General features: G+C 36.4%; 19 protein-coding genes. 7 read left to right on the top strand and 12 right to left on the bottom strand.

Annotated features, from left to right (window positions below; genetic code table 11):
* Positions 1-2,240 (bottom strand): beta strand repeat-containing protein (locus WC623_RS21690; protein ID WP_372855074.1); only part of this gene is annotated, 2,240 nt, incomplete at its 3' end.
* A gap of 352 nt (positions 2,241-2,592) precedes the next feature.
* Between WC623_RS21690 and WC623_RS21685 the strand changes: the two genes are divergently transcribed.
* Together WC623_RS21685 and WC623_RS21680 are read left to right on the top strand one after the other, a co-directional pair.
* A complete protein-coding gene (locus tag WC623_RS21685) occupies positions 2,593-3,225 on the top strand; it encodes a LuxR C-terminal-related transcriptional regulator (RefSeq protein WP_372855072.1) in 633 nt (210 codons plus the stop codon).
* Between the two features lie 192 nt (positions 3,226-3,417).
* Positions 3,418-4,050 (top strand): LuxR C-terminal-related transcriptional regulator, encoded by a 633-nt coding sequence (locus WC623_RS21680; protein WP_372855070.1) that lies wholly within the window; start codon positions 3,418-3,420, stop codon positions 4,048-4,050.
* 204 nt (positions 4,051-4,254) lie between these two features.
* On the opposite strand, the gene WC623_RS21675 is transcribed toward WC623_RS21680, so the two are convergent.
* From WC623_RS21675 to WC623_RS21650, 6 genes are all read right to left on the bottom strand, one after another.
* Entirely contained in the window at positions 4,255-4,542 is a 288-nt protein-coding gene (locus tag WC623_RS21675; RefSeq protein ID WP_372855076.1) for an OmpA family protein, read from the bottom strand.
* Positions 4,543-4,810: 268 nt separating this feature from the next.
* Positions 4,811-5,032 (bottom strand): hypothetical protein, encoded by a 222-nt coding sequence (locus tag WC623_RS21670; RefSeq protein ID WP_372855068.1) that lies wholly within the window; start codon positions 5,030-5,032, stop codon positions 4,811-4,813.
* A 296-nt stretch (positions 5,033-5,328) separates the two neighbouring features.
* Positions 5,329-5,781 (bottom strand): PepSY-like domain-containing protein, encoded by a 453-nt coding sequence (locus WC623_RS21665; RefSeq protein WP_372855066.1) that lies wholly within the window; start codon positions 5,779-5,781, stop codon positions 5,329-5,331.
* 26 nt (positions 5,782-5,807) lie between these two features.
* Entirely contained in the window at positions 5,808-6,254 is a 447-nt protein-coding gene (locus tag WC623_RS21660) for a PepSY-like domain-containing protein (protein ID WP_372855064.1), read from the bottom strand.
* Positions 6,255-6,304: 50 nt separating this feature from the next.
* Complete coding sequence (locus tag WC623_RS21655; RefSeq protein WP_372855062.1) at positions 6,305-7,591, bottom strand: sensor histidine kinase; 1,287 nt, start codon at positions 7,589-7,591, stop codon at positions 6,305-6,307.
* Positions 7,592-8,263, bottom strand: a complete 672-nt coding sequence (locus WC623_RS21650) for a response regulator transcription factor (protein WP_372855060.1) — start codon at positions 8,261-8,263, stop codon at positions 7,592-7,594.
* Positions 8,264-8,717: 454 nt separating this feature from the next.
* On the opposite strand from WC623_RS21650, the gene WC623_RS21645 reads away from it, so the two are divergent.
* Entirely contained in the window at positions 8,718-9,590 is an 873-nt protein-coding gene (locus WC623_RS21645; RefSeq protein ID WP_372855058.1) for an SMI1/KNR4 family protein, read from the top strand.
* 159 nt (positions 9,591-9,749) lie between these two features.
* Here WC623_RS21645 and WC623_RS21640 read toward each other — a convergent pair whose 3' ends face one another.
* Positions 9,750-11,210: a PLP-dependent aminotransferase family protein gene (locus tag WC623_RS21640; RefSeq protein ID WP_372855056.1), complete on the bottom strand. Its 1,461-nt coding sequence runs from the start codon at positions 11,208-11,210 to the stop codon at positions 9,750-9,752.
* 89 nt (positions 11,211-11,299) lie between these two features.
* Between WC623_RS21640 and WC623_RS21635 the strand changes: the two genes are divergently transcribed.
* The 4 genes from WC623_RS21635 (at position 11,300) to WC623_RS21620 (ending at position 14,663) form a co-directional block, all read left to right on the top strand.
* On the top strand, positions 11,300-11,746 hold the full coding sequence (locus tag WC623_RS21635; protein WP_372855054.1) for a GNAT family N-acetyltransferase: 447 nt from the start codon (positions 11,300-11,302) through the stop codon (positions 11,744-11,746).
* A gap of 87 nt (positions 11,747-11,833) precedes the next feature.
* Positions 11,834-13,132 carry a serine hydroxymethyltransferase gene (glyA, locus tag WC623_RS21630; protein WP_372855052.1) on the top strand — a complete coding sequence of 433 codons (1,299 nt, stop codon included), beginning with the start codon at positions 11,834-11,836 and terminating at the stop codon, positions 13,130-13,132.
* A gap of 77 nt (positions 13,133-13,209) precedes the next feature.
* Positions 13,210-13,932, top strand: a complete 723-nt coding sequence (locus WC623_RS21625) for an AAA family ATPase (RefSeq protein WP_372855050.1) — start codon at positions 13,210-13,212, stop codon at positions 13,930-13,932.
* Complete coding sequence (locus tag WC623_RS21620) at positions 13,929-14,663, top strand: YggS family pyridoxal phosphate-dependent enzyme (RefSeq protein ID WP_372855048.1); 735 nt, start codon at positions 13,929-13,931, stop codon at positions 14,661-14,663. Before WC623_RS21625 ends, WC623_RS21620 begins: the two co-directional genes overlap by 4 nt.
* 127 nt (positions 14,664-14,790) lie before the next feature.
* Here WC623_RS21620 and WC623_RS21615 read toward each other — a convergent pair whose 3' ends face one another.
* From WC623_RS21615 to WC623_RS21600, 4 genes are read right to left on the bottom strand one after another with little or no spacing between them, the layout of a single operon-like run.
* Positions 14,791-15,735, bottom strand: coding sequence for a YihY/virulence factor BrkB family protein (locus tag WC623_RS21615; protein ID WP_372855046.1), 945 nt, complete (start codon positions 15,733-15,735; stop codon positions 14,791-14,793).
* A gap of 4 nt (positions 15,736-15,739) precedes the next feature.
* A complete protein-coding gene (locus tag WC623_RS21610) occupies positions 15,740-16,549 on the bottom strand; it encodes a mechanosensitive ion channel family protein (RefSeq protein ID WP_372855044.1) in 810 nt (269 codons plus the stop codon).
* A 15-nt stretch (positions 16,550-16,564) separates the two neighbouring features.
* Positions 16,565-16,975, bottom strand: coding sequence for a phage holin family protein (locus WC623_RS21605; protein ID WP_372855042.1), 411 nt, complete (start codon positions 16,973-16,975; stop codon positions 16,565-16,567).
* A gap of 44 nt (positions 16,976-17,019) precedes the next feature.
* Entirely contained in the window at positions 17,020-17,304 is a 285-nt protein-coding gene (locus tag WC623_RS21600; protein WP_372855040.1) for a hypothetical protein, read from the bottom strand.
* Between the last annotated feature and the right edge of the window lie 149 nt (positions 17,305-17,453).

Here is a 17,453-nt window from a genome sequence, read left to right as displayed (position 1 = left end):
TCCCAGGTAGTACCATTGTAAGTATAAGTATCACCTGTTGTGGTGTTGATGTAAGTATCGCCAGTAGCGCCTGTACCTGTTGGAGCACCTGCACCGCTAGTCACTGAAGTACCATTGGTTCCGTTGGTTCCGTTTGTACCGTTAGTTCCAGCAGGGCCTTTGATGTTTCCAGTTGGATCCCAGGTAGTACCATTGTAAGCATAGGTATCACCTGTTGTTGTATTGATGTAAGTATCACCAGTAGCGCCTGTACCTGTTGGAGCACCTGCACCGCTAGTCAATGAAGTACCATTGGTTCCATTGGTTCCAGCTGGGCCCTTGATGTTTCCAGTTGGATCCCAGGTAGTACCATTGTAAGTATAGGTATCACCTGTTGTTGTATTGATGTAAGTATCGCCAGTAGCGCCTGTACCTGTTGGAGCACCTGCACCGCTAGTCACTGAAGTACCATTGGTTCCATTGGTTCCGTTTGTACCAGCAAGCCCCTGAACACCTTGAGGTCCAGCAGGGCCCTTGATGTTTCCAGTTGGATCCCAGGTAGTACCATTGTAAGTATAAGTATCACCTGTTGTGGTGTTGATGTAAGTATCGCCAGTAGCGCCTGTACCTGTTGGAGCACCTGCACCGCTAGTCACTGAAGTACCATTGGTTCCATTGGTTCCGTTTGTACCGTTTGTACCGTTAGTTCCAGCAGGACCTTTAATGTTTCCAGTTGGATCCCAGGTAGTACCATTGTAAGCATAGGTATCACCTGTTGTTGTATTGATGTAAGTATCACCAGTAGCGCCTGTACCTGTTGGAGCACCCGCACCGCTAGTCACTGAAGTACCATTGGTTCCATTGGTACCGTTTGTACCGTTAGTACCAGCAAGCCCCTGAACACCTTGAGGTCCAGCAGGGCCCTTGATGTTTCCAGTTGGATCCCAGGTAGTACCATTGTAAGTATAAGTATCACCTGTTGTTATGTTGATGTAAGTATCGCCAGTAGCGCCTGTACCTGTTGGAGCACCTGCACCGCTAGTCAATGAAGTACCATTGGTTCCATTTGTACCGTTTGTACCGTTAGTACCAGCAAGCCCCTGAACACCTTGAGGTCCAGCTGGACCTTTGATGTTTCCAGTTGGATCCCAGGTAGTACCATTGTAAGTATAAGTATCACCTGTTGTGGTGTTGATGTAAGTATCGCCAGTAGCGCCTGTACCTGTTGGAGCACCTGCACCGCTAGTCACTGAAGTACCATTGGTTCCGTTTGTACCGTTTGTACCGTTAGTTCCAGCAGGACCTTTGATGTTTCCAGTTGGAACCCAGGTAGTACCATTATAAGTATAAGTATCACCTGTTGTCGTGTTGATATAAGTATCGCCAGTAGCGCCTGTACCTGTTGGAGCACCTGCACCGCTAGTAACTGATTTACCATCAATCCCGTTTGTACCGTTAGTGCCAGCAAGCCCCTGAACACCTTGAGGTCCAGCTGGACCTTTAATGTTTCCAGTCGGAATCCAGGTCGTGCCATTGTAAACATAGGTTTCTCCTGTAGTAGTATTGATATAAGTATCACCAGCGGCTCCTGTACCTGTTGGAGTTGTAGTACCACTTGTTACTGAAGTACCGTTTGTACCATTAGCACCTTTAATATTTGTCCAACTATTTGTTGTTGGATTAAAAACCCAGGTTCCACTATCATTATTTACAATAGCAACTCCTGGTCCCGGGCCTCCAACGGCACCTGGGGTACCAGGACTCCCGGTTTTTCCAGGCTGATTTTCAACAAGAATAGAACTTGAACTTCGTACGAACACCCATTTTGTACCATCATTATAATAAATTCCTGGCACAACATCATTTACGGTTGAAGTATTGTAAACCATCATACCCGCAACATGAGCTGTGAGTGGTTCCGCCTCGGTTGTCCGAGTTAAGCTAACTCGTGTATGAAGTATTCCTTTATTCTTACTTTCTAACTCTAACAATGCATCCTTATTAGGTAAATTGCTACCCGACACTGTGCCATCTTTTATTTTCTGCTGAGCTGATGCCATTACATGGCATCCAAATATCAAACCTATCCACATGACTTTCTTCATCGTACTAGCTAGGCGGTGATTAAAAAATTGTTTAAAACTATTGGTTTTATACTTTACACTTAGCTCAAGGTTGTATCCTGGCAATGAACCAATGATTTTTTTTTGATGAGTATGTCCTTTTTTCTTAGACAGAAGAGATTGTAATTTTATCTTCATAAAAGATGCGATTGATGAACGTTTTAGATAGTTATGGTGAAATAAAATTAACATCAAAGTATTGAGCCAACGTCATAAATATGGTTTTTTTACAAAAAAATGGTATATATTTTAGGACAATAGCAAAAAAATGCTATGTCTAATAGCAAAGAAAGAAGCATTATTTCAATACCCTTAAAAATAAAGAAGAAAAAGAGATGACTATTTATCGTTAAAAATTGTATCAGTTTAGAAAACAAGAAACAAGAATTTGCTATTGTATGATATACAAATAACATTAATTAGCTATTAAAGCATCTATATATAAGTTACAATCATCCAATCCTTTACTTTTGCAGTATTAGAACCATTTATGAGAAAAACTCAAGCAATTGCAATTGTCTTTGACGACCATCTTCTATTCGCAGATTCATTTTCAGCACTTATTGAGCGGCTAGACCTCTTCCGTTCCGTTCACACAATTAGCGAAGAAAGAGAATTAATTTCTTTCTTAGTTAAACATTATGATTCCCCTATTTATCTGTTTTTAGACTATTATCTTAAAAATAAGAATGGCCTGCCACTAATTAACGAAGCAAGACGGTTAAACAAACACATTACAATAATTATAGTAAGCTCAGTAATAAGTCCCACTACAATTACAAATATTCTGAGCTACAATCCCGATGGTTTTGTAAGCAAATCATCAGGTTTTAATGTCATGGTTGAATGTCTTACGACAATAATTCAGGGAAAGCAATATGTTTCTCCTACAATTAGTGATATTGCCTCAAGTACAAACTCAACTATAAAGTTACCATTCACTGCGCGCGAACTCGAGGTGCTTCATTACTTTGCAAATGGATTATCTATTGCTCAAACCGCTGAGCAAACGCATCTAAGCATGCATACGATTGTAGCACATCGTCGCAAAATGATGGCAAAGGTAAAAGTTAATTCTATCACAGAACTATTGTTTTATGCACGTAAGCAGGAGCTAATCTGATCTCCGTTTATATTTTTTATTGTTTTCATAGACACTTGAAGAGCAATTCGCTACGCCTAAAAACAAACACACAAAAAGAATTAAGCAATTAGACAATTACTAGGCATCAATCGGTAAAACAATATCTTATAAGTGAACTAGCTGAAAAATTATCTATTTTTCCTTTTAAATTTTACTACTTTAGGAAAATTTATGGAGAAAATCAACGCTATTGCTATTGTCTTCGATGACCATCTTTTATTTGCGGATTCTTTCGCAGCATTAATAGAACGATTGGAACTTTTTAACGATGTTCACACACTTAATGATAAAAGAGAATTAACAAAATTTATCATTAAACACTCAAAAACAAGCATTTACCTATTTCTTGATTATTATCTTAAAAATGAGAATGGTCTTATGCTTATTAATGAGATAAAGCGCTTGAATCGACAGCTCAGGATAATTATAATGAGTTCAACAATCAGCCCTTCGGTGGTAACTAGTATTTTGGATTATAAGCCACAGGGATTTATCTCCAAGTCATCCGGATTTGATACTATAATCCAATGCCTGACCACCATAGCATATGGTCATCAGTATATATGCCCAGTAATCGGTAAAATTGTTGATCATACAGATAACAAAAGAAAAATATCATTTACATCGCGGGAGTTGGAAATCCTACAGTATTTTGCAAAAGGATTATCCATTGCTCACACTGCCGAGAAGGCGTATCTCAGTAAACATACGATTGTAGCACATCGGCGCAACATGATGGCTAAGGTAAATGTAAATTCAATTACTGAGTTATTGTCATATGCACGTGAGCAGGAACTAATCTAAACATCGCTGCAGAATTTATACGATAGGCCCAATTTTTAATATATTCTATTCATTTACTAATTTTTAAACTATAGAATGACCACCCTCAGGTGGTCATTCAACTCTCATACCTAGCTTCCTGTTCGCCCCTACTCGAATCCAGGAGCGTTACGGTACTGAGTTTGCTCTGGAGCGATTTAACATCATTAAAATCTTACCAAACGTTTAGTATTTAATTATTTTGAACTCTGTTCGTCTATTCATATGGTGTTGCTGAGCAGAACATTTTATACCATTTTTACAACGATTTAACAATTGGGTTTCACCATATCCTTTTGTCCTTAACCGATTCCTGGAAATTCCTCGATTAATCAGATAATTCATTACCGATTTAGCTCGTCGTTGAGAAAGATCGAGATTATAAATATCAGATCCCCTAGAGTCTGTGTGGGAGCCCAATTCAATTTCAAGAGTCGGATTATCACGCATCATCCTTACTAGTTCTTCAAGAATTTCAACTACAGTCCACTTAAATCCTTTGAAGTATTTAAACTTTTATAAATAGGTTCTTGTGTAGTCTGATTTAGAAAACCATTGTTATTCACCAAAAAAGTGAAATAAAGGCCATTATTGTTTACAGGGTAAGTATATCCATCCTTTGTTAAAATATGTAGTAACTTAATTGAGCTACTAAAAGCAATCGCTTTGCAAACAATAAATACTCAGAAAAATTGTAGAAATACAAATCAAATGACGTTAAATATTATTTTAGCAGGTATTTTTAGGTAAGTCCTGCTTTAAGACCTTCCAAATGTGATTTCAGATGAGCCTCTCCTATTGTATCCAATAGTTCTGTCATACCATAATATTCAATTGCTGTAACAATATCAATATGGCTTAGTAGTTCATCCGTTTCTATTTCCTCAATATCTATATCTAAATGGTGTGATTCTGAGGCTGGAGTAACATAGACAGTTTTGGCATTTTTTATAATCAAACGCATTTTATAAAAAAATTAAATTTTGAGTCTTACTTAATGCGAATAAAAGTAATGCTACTCCAGCAGAGTGATAATACGCATACTGTCATTATAGCAATTAAATGCTATATCATTCAACAAAATAGCAATAAAATGCATGACACATGAAGGAAAGGCAAAAGCGGTCTTGATAGTAGATATGGTGAAAATTAAATACTCATATACTAATTTACTACATTATGATGTAGTAAATTAGTATATGAGTATGATACTGGTAGAAGAAAATAGTAAAAGGGAAAATACTGATTTTCTTCTTATGATTAGTTTTCCAATCCTAAAAATACTCCGGTTGAACTGAAACGCAACTCAGTATTGTTCAGCAAATCCACATCAAATCCATATGGCTTTTTGTCAATACTTTCGATAGCTGAAGTTGCATAATTCATCGTAACATAGTCTACGATAGCAGGAAGGATAAATCCTGTTGGAATAGGTTGATTATTTCCATCAACTTCTGTCCATTTACCTGATTGATTAAAATCGGCCACAATTCCACCCTCAAAATAAATTTCATAATATTCGTCTGTGCTTCTAGTATCTTTTTCTACTCGTAACACTTGGCTCCCGGAAAAATAAGTATCTACAAATGTCCTGGCTTCTGAAGCTAGCTCGCTTTTTTGAATTAAACTCTCTGAATGGTCATCGTCTTTTGAACAGGATATTGCTGTAAAAGCTAATGAAACTACTGCGGCTGCAAAAAATATTCTTTTCATATCTTCTTTAATTTTAATGTTATTATTTAGTCTTCTATTCTTTTAAATACCCCTTTAGAGGTGAATTCCAATTCCAGCCCGTTAGAGAGTTTAACCTCTTGCTTAAATTTTCCTTTTTCAACCTGGATGATCTTTGCATTGGGAAATTTTTCATTCACATAATTCAGAATGTTTTTTTGGAGATAACCTGTAGGGATAATGTTTTTGTTTCCATCTACTTCGGTCCAGTTACCTTCACCATCAAATTCAATTTCTGTTCCATCTGCAAATTGGAGTTTGTAGTCGGTAGAAAAGTATTTCTTATCAACTATGATATAATCCGGCGTTTGATCTTTAAAATAGTCTGAAATAAACTTCTGAGCCGTTTTAGGCAATTCGTTCCTGTTGATTAGCTTTTCTTGTGCAGTGACATTCATTGCAATAAAAGATATCACTAATCCAAAAAATCCGATTTTAATTATTGAGCTTTTCATAAATATGATTTAAATTATAGAACAAAGCTCTTTAACGAATTAGGAAAAAATTAGGAATCTCTATGCTTCAAGGAGAAAGTATGAAAATTGTTCTCGAAATTATATTCGACAAATAAATCCGAATGCTGTCCTATAATCGATTTAACGATAGAAAGTCCTAGCCCTGTCGAAGTATTATCTTTGGACTGCTTATAAAATCTGTTAAAAATTAAATCGTTGTCTAACGGAGAATTAGCCACTGAAGTGTTCTTCACAACAACTTTATCTTCAGTAATTTCAACGCCTATTTCTCCATCTTCGTTGCAGTATTTTATGGCATTTAACAACAGATTAGAAAGCAGAATGTAAGCTAAGTCGGGATTCATATTAGCTTTGAAAACACCTTTATCCGATAAAGAAAGTTCAATATTTTTATAGTGTACCATTTCTGAAAAGCCCTCCAATATATTCTCTAAAACCGAATTAAAACTCATTTCCAGCCTTTCACCAAACTGGTTATTCTCAATTCTGGAAATGGTAAGCAAAGACTTGTTGAGCCTTACCAAACGTAGTAAACCTTCTCTTGTAAGGTTAATTTCAAGCAAATTTTCTTCAGAAATACTTTCATCTTCAAGTAGTAACTCAAGCTTGTTGATCGCAATGGTAAGTGGAGTTTGCAGTTCGTGAGCGGCATTTTCTATAAAATATTTTTGCTGTAAAAAAGATTCTTCATTTCGTTTGATCATTTTGTTAATCTCGTTATTGAGGCGGCTAAATTCTTTTATACGGCTTGCTGGGAAATCTATTTTATTTGTGGTTCCAAATTCATATTTCCCCAAATTATTCAAAGTACCGTAAAATGGTTTCCATGCCTTTTTTAACACCAGATGATTAATTATAATAGTGCTTATCACCAAAAAAAGATATAAAGCAATAAGGGCCAGGAATAAATCTTCGCCAAAATCATCCTCTTCAACTGTAGAAGTCCGTATTTCGAGTTTGTAAGAATTTTTATTACTGTCGGTAAAATAAGTTTCCAAAACACGATAAGGTTCTAATTCCCCATCGTATTCCATAAAAAATAGCTCATTTCTGAAAAAATCACCTTTCTTATATTGTGTTTCGTTGATGGGGGTAATGCGGAATTGTTGAAAATCAAATTCTTTGGTCTCCAGAATTTTTTCGTCAAGGAAGGCTTCCCGTATAATTTGAATTTTAAGATTCTTAAGTCCATCATCGGTATTATCGTAAAGCTCATCTAAAATAAAAGCATAAAAAAGCCCCGCCCATATTGCAATGATAAATAAAAGGGCAATTACCAGATGTTTTAGGATAAAATTCTTTAGCGAAACATTCATCTATATAAGCTTATAACCAATTCCGTAAACCGCCTGAAAATCAATTTCAGCATTATTGTCTTTAAGTTTCTTCCGTAAGTTTTTTATCTGGGAATAAATAAAATCCAAACTGTCTGCCTGAACAATGTAATCTCCCCAGACCAGTTCGGCTAACGTTGTTTTTTGCAATGTTTTCCCTGGACGGATCATAAAATAATAAAGTAGGTCGTATTCTTTTCTGTTAAGTATTATTTCCACCTCATCAACAAGTACCCTTCTGTCATCGGGAATAATCATTACATTTTTATAATTGATGCTATTTTCGTCTGTACGATTTTTTCTTCTGATGGCAGATTTGATCCGTGCATGTAGTTCCAAAAGATTAAATGGTTTTGAAAGATAGTCATCTGCGCCCAGATCCAGTCCTAAAACCTTGTCTTCCACCGAATCCTTTGCAGAAAGAATAATGACTGCATCTTCCTTTTTGTCTTTTTTTATTTCTTTGAGAATATCCATTCCACTGCCATTTGGCAACATAATATCCAGCAGGATGCAATCATACTGATATAAAGCTATTTTTCCTATCGCAGAATCAAAATCAAAGGCAGATTCGACTATATATTTTTCAGATTCCAAAAAACGTCTTATGGTTTCGGAAATTTTTATTTCATCTTCAATGATCAGAATTTTCATAATGTGAAGGACAATTATTTGGGCTTAATATAGACTCTGATTTAGGAATCAATTAGGAATTTACCCGGAGTTAAATAAACTAAGGCAAAAATAGCAAGATTTTTTGAAGCCTGCTGAATCTTCCTATTTTAAATACTTCAACTCTTAGTCAAAGCTATTTAAAAAGCTATGCTGGTAAAAATTACGAATCTGTGTACTACCACTTAGCCACTTGAAGATGATGGAAAGGTTTGTTGATGAAGAAATTAACTGGCATAGTAAGTGATTTAGAAACACAAAATGGATTAACCGAATTAACATTACATATAAACATTACGTAATTTGGGTATTAAAAATTACTAATTAAAATATAGATTTATTGAAGTGATGTAAAATAACACTACCTTTTTGCTGTGGTAAATTTTCCACCCGAGGTTAGTAATCACAAAAGCCAAACCTAAAAATAAATTGACAAATGCCATTCCCAATAGACATCAAATATATCTCAGAAACTGAGCGAGAGCTTGGACTTCTCTTTCCTGAAAGTTTCAAAGCTAAAATGCAGAAGGAAAATGGTGGAGAACTAACCACCAAGGGCGATGACTGGCAAATCTTTCCATTTTTTGACAAGTCAGATAAAAAAAGAATAAGTAGGACTTCCAATCATATTGTTCTAGAAACCAAACAAGCTAGAAATTGGGGTAATTTTCCTGCTAACGGAATAGCAATAGCATCAAATGGCTCTGGCGACTTCTTATTACTTTTGCCAACGAAAGAAAACCAACAACATTTGAGTAGCGAGATATTCTCTTGGTTTCACGAAACAGGAGAAGTAAAAAAAATAGCTGACCATATCTCAGAACTTAATTTTCCGATATCAAAACCTATTCACAAAAAACAGATTAACAAACAGAAACTAAACAGTTTGAAAACGGCCAGCGGATTTCGTTTGGACAACATTCCTTCTCCCTGGACTTTAACAGAAACTGTTTCAAACAACAAACCACCATTTTATACCTTTCGAATAGGTAAAGGGATCGAATGTTTTGTAAGCTTAGAAACATCATTTCCAGCAAAACAATTTGAAAACGACAAGTATTGGATAGACCTTTGGGTAAAAGAAACAGGGTTAAAAAAAAACATTGATGATTTAACTATTGAACGACCTGAATTGGAAAATTATTCTTGCATTGTTGTAAAATCAAAAAATTGGATACCCGTTTTTTATTGGTTTAAAAGTCACTTTACCGAAAAATGGTATTTAAAAATGACAACCGGGGCAAGCAGACACAAAGGTGACTTTAAAGAATTTACCAAAATACTAAACAACATTCAAGTTGATGGATAAAATAACCAGCAATAAACCAACATCTTACCTTTATCTTTTTGGATAACCAAGAGATTATTTTTCACTTAAAATAAAATAATTTGCGAATGAATATGTCGAATGGTATTTTAAATACTGGCTTGAGTTTATCGATGGAATTTGGTAAAAACTGGTTGCAATCTAAACTTTTCTTTTAATCTTTTGCAACTCCATTTTCAATGCCTCAACCGCCTGTACCAGTTCTGTTTCGTTCATTGAGGCAAACCCGAACCTAAATGCATTTTGTTCCATATTCCATCGGATAATTTTAAACTGCGCGGTTGCTGCAAGTTGGGCAATAGGAAAATCAGGTTTCAGTTTTAACCAAATCGCCATTCCACCCGTGGGCAAGATATAGGAAACATATTCGCTTAACTTTTCTTTCAACAACACATCCAAAAAATCCCTACGCTCGTGATAACATTTCTTTGCTTTTTTCAGATGTCTTTTCAGTTCGCCTTCTTTTATCAACATAGCCAAAGCATTCTGCATATACCCGTCACCACCAACATCTATGATTTTTCTCAAAGCAGTGCCTTGCTCAATAAAATTCTTCGGAGCTATCATAAACCCAATCCGTAAAGATGGGTCTAATATTTTAGAAAAAGAGCCGATATAAATCACATTCCCGTTGTGATTGCCACTTGACAAAGGTAAATAAGGAGCAGACGTATAGTGATAATCGTAATCATAATCATCTTCAATAATGGTAAAGGAGAACTGTTTGGAAAGTTCTAATAATTTTACTCGTCTTTCTACACTTAATGTTACAGTTGTAGGATAATGGTGATGAGGGATTACATACACAGCATCAATTTTTTTTCGTTTACATATCTTCTCGATAGCGTCTGTATCAATACCTTTTTCATCTACATTTACCTCAATAATTTTCGCTCCTGTTTCCTCAAATGTTTTATTCGCAACCGGATAATTTGGCTTTCCAACAATGATTTTTGATGAATGCCCTAAAAGTAGCTGGGCAGATAAATAAATACTCATTTGCGCACCATGAGTAATTAATAGGTTAGCAACAGAAATGTTTAATCCCCTTGTTACCGACAGGTAGCTGACCAGTTCTTCCCTAAGTTTCAACGTTCCCTGGGATGTTCCGATATTGGCATTTTTAATGGCATATTTTCGGGAAGTGAGTGAGCGGTAGGTTCTTAATAAACCATCTATCGGGGATATTCTTACGTCAGGATGTCCGTCATCTATAATAATATCGGGACAGAAAATGCCATTTTCATTAAAAGCATTTTTCTCTATCATCCTAAAAGGTACATTCAAGTTATTTTCATAAGGTGTCTGTATATTGGGTTCGCTCCATTTTTGAGGTGTAAACAAAGGAATATGTTCCGATACAGCAACGTATTTTCGTGGAACAATCATAATCCAATCTTGCGCATCCAATTCCTCATAACCAGCAATTACCGTCTTGCGATGTACACCTAAGGTTTTGGCTAATTCACGGCTACCTGGCAAATGCGTACCAGCTTTCAATGTACCATTTCTAATCGCATTGATTATCGAAATTGCAATTTGCCTGTAAACAGGTACTTTACTTTCTTTATCTATTTGTATAATATGTTCGTATGGAAACATAGTGGACTACCTTTTATGTTTAAACTGGACTACAAAGATAGTCCTACTTAGAGGTAATTTTGCTGTCTCAATCATAATAATTTCAAGCAATGGAATACAATATCAAGAAAGTAGGTCTGGAAGACTTAGACACAGCAGCAACACTATTCAATCTTTACAGGGTTTTTTACCGTCAAACGGAGGATTATGAAAAATGCAAACAGTTTATACAAGAGCGGTTAGACAATGAGCAATCCAATATTTTCATTGTTTATGTAGGAGACAAGGCAGTAGGCTTTGTTCAGTTATACAAACTTTATCATTACATCAAACTAAAAAAACAGTGGCTATTGAGCGATTTATTCGTTCATCCCGATTATCGAGGTAAAGGACTTTCGGTAGCATTGATAGACCGAAGTAAACAATGGTGCGAAGAAACAGGAGCTTGTGGATTAATGTTGGAAACAGAAAAGACCAACGACATTGGCAACAAGCTCTATCCACGTTGCGGTTTTGAATATGACGGTAATCACAATTATTATTATTGGTGGAAGTAGCACAAACGGCGGACTAAATATGTTCGCCGTTTTCATAAACTTAAGTTAATTTCTATTAGTCCAACTCATCACTTAAATAATAATCACATGAAAGAAAATGTTAATCATATATTCAATTTAGTAAACAAGGAATTAGAGCGGCAACGCAATAGCATTGAATTAATTGCATCCGAAAACTTTACATCCTTACAGGTAATGCAGGCAATGGGTACAGTCCTTACAAATAAATATGCAGAGGGTTATCCTGGTAAACGATATTATGGAGGTTGTGAAGTTGTAGATGAAATCGAAACGATTGCAATTCAAAACCTAAAGAAAATTTTTAATATTAATTGGGCTAATGTTCAACCTCATAGCGGCTCACAGGCGAATGCTGCTGTTTTTTTAAGCTGCATTAAACCCGGTGATAAAATATTGGGGTTGGATTTAACTATGGGCGGGCATCTTACACATGGCAGCCCAGCCAATTTTAGTGGTAAAAATCATCAAGCCCTATTTTATGGTTTAAATAGAGATACAGGGTTGGTAGATTATCAAATGCTAGAGCAAACGGCTTTGCAACAAAAGCCAAAAATGATTATATGCGGAGGTTCTGCATATAGCAGAGATTGGGATTATAAGTTAATCAGGGAGATAGCAGATAAAATTGGAGCCGTGGTATTAGCAGATATTGCCCACACCGCCGGACTAATCGCCTCAGGGTTATTAAATGATCCTTTTGAACATTGCCATATAGTAACTTCAACAACCCATAAAACCTTGCGTGGCCCACGTGGTGGGGTTATTATGTTACGACATGATTTTGAAAATCCCTGGGGAATTAAAGACAATAAAGGACAACTTCGCACCATGTCTCAATTGCTTGACCTTGCTTTGTTTCCCGGTGTACAGGGTGGCCCCTTAGAGCATGTAATCGCTGCAAAAGCCATAGCTTTTGAGGAAGTTTTACAGAATGATTTTAAAGTATATAGCAATCAAATTATATCCAATGCCCAAACAATGTCTGGTGCATTTACAGAGAGAGGATATAATTTAATTAGCGGAGGAACAGATAATCATTTAATGTTAGTTGATCTTCGTAATAAAAATCTAACAGGAAAAAAAGCACAAGAAGCGTTGGAAAAAGCCAATATAACGCTAAACAAAAATACAATTCCTTTTGATGATAAATCACCATTTATAACATCAGGCATTCGATTAGGAGTACCTGCCATTACAACTCGTGGTTTAAAAGAAATGGAAATACTCAAAGTTGTTGACTTGGTTGACCGTGTCTTAACAAATGCGGATAATGAAACAGAAATTAAGCTTGTTAGAAAAGAAGTATTATCATTTATGCAGGAATTTCCACTTTATCCCGAATTATACTTTCGGCAGTTCTCCTAAAAATGTACAGTAACAACAAACCGGATTTTGAATTAAGGGATGTTTTGTTTTCAATGAATATTCTAAAATAAATAACTATGAATGTATTTGACCTCATTATAAACGATAAAGAACAGGTTGCTTTAAACGATGTATTCCTTGATGAAGCTAACAGACAAAAGTTTGAACAACTTATTAAGGAACATAAATATATTGAAGAATTGAGCCAATACGGACTGCCTGTAAACAACAAAATATTGCTTCATGGTAGTTCGGGCTGTGGCAAGACGATGACCGCAAAGGCCATTGCACAAGCATTAGGTAAAAACATTTTGATACTCAATTTGAGCAATGTAGTCTGTTCACGCATTGGCGAAACATCGCAGAACATCAAACAGGTATTTGACAAAGCAGGCAGGGAAAAAGCCGTTTTGTTTTTAGATGAATTTGACCAAATCGGAAAAGCAAGAGGAAACGATGATAAAGACGTAGGCGAAATGCGAAGATTAGTAAATACTTTAATACAGCTCATAGACTACTACCCCGAAAAAGCATTGTTGTTGTGTGCTACCAACCACCCCGAAATTATTGATGCAGCTTTGTTAAGGAGGTTTCAGTTGCGAATAAATTTTGAAATGCCCTCACCCAAAATTTTAAATGAATATTATAACAAGGTATTATCCCGATTTCCGACAGAATTACAGAACATAGAACGCAAATACAACATCTCATTTGCCGAAGCTAAAGACCACACCTTTACATTATTAAAATCGGTATTGCTAAAAGAACTGGAAGAAAAACAAAAAAGTGTAGAAGTATGAACGAAGAAATCCTACAAAACATAGCCATCATAAGAGAGCGGATAAATAAAACCTGTAAAGAAAACGATAGAAATCCGAATGAAGTTAAATTGCTGTTGGCGACTAAAACCGTACCAGCCGAGCGTATCAAAATTGCATTGCAGGCAGGACAAACTCTTATAGCTGAAAACAAAGTGCAGGAACTTAAAGAAAAACACAAGACTTTACAGGAAGTTCCGCATACAAACCACTTTATAGGGCATTTGCAAACCAACAAAATTAAAGACCTTTTGAAATGTGATGTTTCCTGCATACAATCTCTTGACCGCTTGGATTTGGCAGAAAAATTACACCAACGCTTACTGTTTGAAAACAAAACCATAGAAGTTTTAATACAGGTAAATACATCCTTCGAAGAAAGCAAATTTGGTACAAGCCCTGATAATGCTATTGAATTGGTAAAACGAGTTGCACAGTTGGACACCCTCAAAATAAAAGGATTAATGACCATAGGTCTGTTCAGTGCAGAAACCGAAAAAGTGCGTAAGTGCTTCCAGTTACTTAAAAACATTCAGCAACAAATCATTGCCTTAAAAATTCCTAATGTAGAAATGCAGGAATTATCAATGGGAATGAGTAACGATATGGAAACCGCAATTGCCGAGGGAGCAACAATTATAAGAGTGGGTACGGCTATTTTCGGACAAAGGATTTATCCTGATAGCTACTATTGGAACGAAAATAAAGTATAAATATGTCCAATAACTTTCATTATAAATCATAAGGCTTACGAATGTAAGCACCAGTGTCATGTGCTGCATATAGCCTGTATTTACAAATCATGACGATAAATAGCATCGCTGAAAGCTTGTAACAAAATCAAGAAGAAGCATTATGCTGCACAGAGGCATTTCCTGTTTCCACCTCAATTTCTTTAGTAGTAACCGCATAATGAGCCGGACGAATTTCCGAACCATAGGCAACTGCATAGGCTTTAGTAAACTCCGCGCCCAAATACAAAATAATTGAGGAATAATAAGTCCAAAGTAATAAAATAACCAGTGATCCTGCCGCTCCATAGGTGCTACCAACATCACTTTGACCGATATAAATGGAAATAGCAAATTTACCCAACATGAACAAGACTGCAGTAACTACAGCTCCAGACAATACATCCTTCCACTTAATAAGCGCATCTGGCAATACTTTAAAGATGACCGCAAAAATAAGTGTAATCACAATCAACGTGAGCAATTGATTCAGGATATAAAACAAAACTACAGACACATCGGCATACCTGGCCTGAAGACGGGTACTAAAACCATCCAGCACAGTGGTTATACCCAAGGAAACCAATAATATAAAACCCAGACTAACGATTACGGAAAAAGAAATGAAGCGGTTTTGCAACATCTTTAACCAGCCCCGTTTTGGTTTAGGTTTAAGTCCCCATATGGTATTGATCGATTCCTGAATATCTGCAAAAACCGTAGTTGCACCAACAAGCAAAGTCACAAGACCAATGATAAAGGCAACCTTATCCTTGTCGCCTATCGCCGCTTTTGAAACAATTTCCTGGAGCTGCAGGGCAGTTTGCTTGCCCATAAAACCAGCTAACTGTTTATAAATCTCGCCCTGAGCAGCCTCCTGGCCCAGAAATATGCCACATAAAGAAATGATCACCACCAAAAGCGGCGCCATCGAAAACACAGTATAGTAAGCAAGCGATCCGCTTAGCTTAGTGACCTTATGATCGCTAAATCCTGTAAAAGTTTCTTTAATGACATTCCAAATTCCCTTTAATGTAATCCGTTTCTGTTCCATAACATTATGATTTTACATCCATCCCTGGTAGCTTAATACCAGAAGATTTCAGATTCTCGAGCAAATTTTCCTGGAAGATCATCCTGGCATCGTGAAAACCATGAGAATTCAACCAGACATTGATCATCACTTTATAACCATTCTCCTCCAACAAGGAAATACCAACCCTTTTCTCAGGAGTTTTTAATATCGACTTTGATTCTGCAATAGTCTCATCAATTACCTTTCTGACCTTTGAAAGATCGATCCCATAATTAAATTTAAGTTCCAGATCCAGCCTTCTGCTACCAATTGCACTAATGTTAATGATCACCTCATTAGACAGTTTACTATTCGGGATAATCACCGTACGGTTATCAAAAGTAGTGACCACTGTATAAAAAAGCTGTATTGAAGTTACAGTACCTTCCTGCCCCTGAGCAATGATGTTATCTGAAACACGGAAAGGCTTCAACAACAAGATCAGCACACCACTGGCAAAATTCTGCATTGTACCAGATAATGCCAAACCTGCGGCAACACCCACTGCACCTACTAAAGCAGCAAAGATGGTCAGCTGAATACCCATAATCTGCATCACCAGAAAAACCAGCAATATCCGCAACACAACCACCGTTACACTAAGAAAAAAAGGTTTTAGTGAACTATTGATTTTTTTACGCATCATCCGGTTTTGCATCCAGCGTGAAAATAACCTGATCAGCCAAAGCCCAACCAGTAAAACAGCTATACCCAATAAAATCAGCGGTCCCTTTAACAGCAACCAATCATAAAACTTATCGTAGAAGTGTTCAGCTTTCTGATTTATCTCCATTTCTTCAACATTAAATTAACTCCTGGCATTAACCCCACTTTCTTCCTCATCCAGACAATCCTCCCATTTTCCATTTTCACAGTGTTTTTCAAAGTATCTTCTTATCGCTAATCCTGCGACTATTTTTTCCAGCGCATCCTTTTTCCAAAGCACAAGACAGACTAAAAGCATAAAAAATAAGGCTGCAAAACCGAACCCTTTCACATAACTGTGTAATAGGCTTGACAGATAAAAAGCGAGCGTAACTGCTGAGGCCAGAAAGGCTATAATCAAACAAAATAATACAATAGCATTGCTTAATAAATCAGCAGCAAGCTTAGCTCCTTTTTCAATGGCATTCAACCTGATCAGCTCAACCCTTATCTCCAGATAATGCTTAAAATCCGACAAAATTGACTTGAATCCTTTGGGCATTTGATTATTCATAGGCTAGTATCTATCTTAAAAAAATCTGTTTACAATTCCATTCATCAATCCTGCGATGAATTCATATCAGCCTGCTCCAGATATTTTCGAATCTCAGCTTCAATCTTTCTACAGGAAAGTAGCCACGGCTTTTTAGCAATTCTCACCTCTACAAGATCACCAGAGATACTGTACCCTCCAGCCAATTCAAATCCCCTGGCAGAAAAAGAGAACGCACCAGAAGAAACATCGCCATTAAAAACACCATCAGTCTGGCCTTCAATAGCAGCCCTTAACTGCCCCACCATATCATCCTTGGATTTGGGGTATTCAATCGAAAAATCACACATCGCAAATGATTATTTATTTTAAAAAAAAGCAGACCAAAAACAGCCTCCGAAGGTTATCATCCATAGCATGACCTATTACCTTAATTAAAACAACAACCTCAAGCCAAAATTGATTTAAGTTTTAAAAAATGACGTACAGTTTCAACTGA

This window comes from Pedobacter sp. (assembly GCF_041645105.1).
Lineage (GTDB): Bacteria > Bacteroidota > Bacteroidia > Sphingobacteriales > Sphingobacteriaceae > Pedobacter.
Note: the sequence above shows the minus strand (reverse complement) of the source record. Positions and strands in the feature narration are given on the sequence as shown.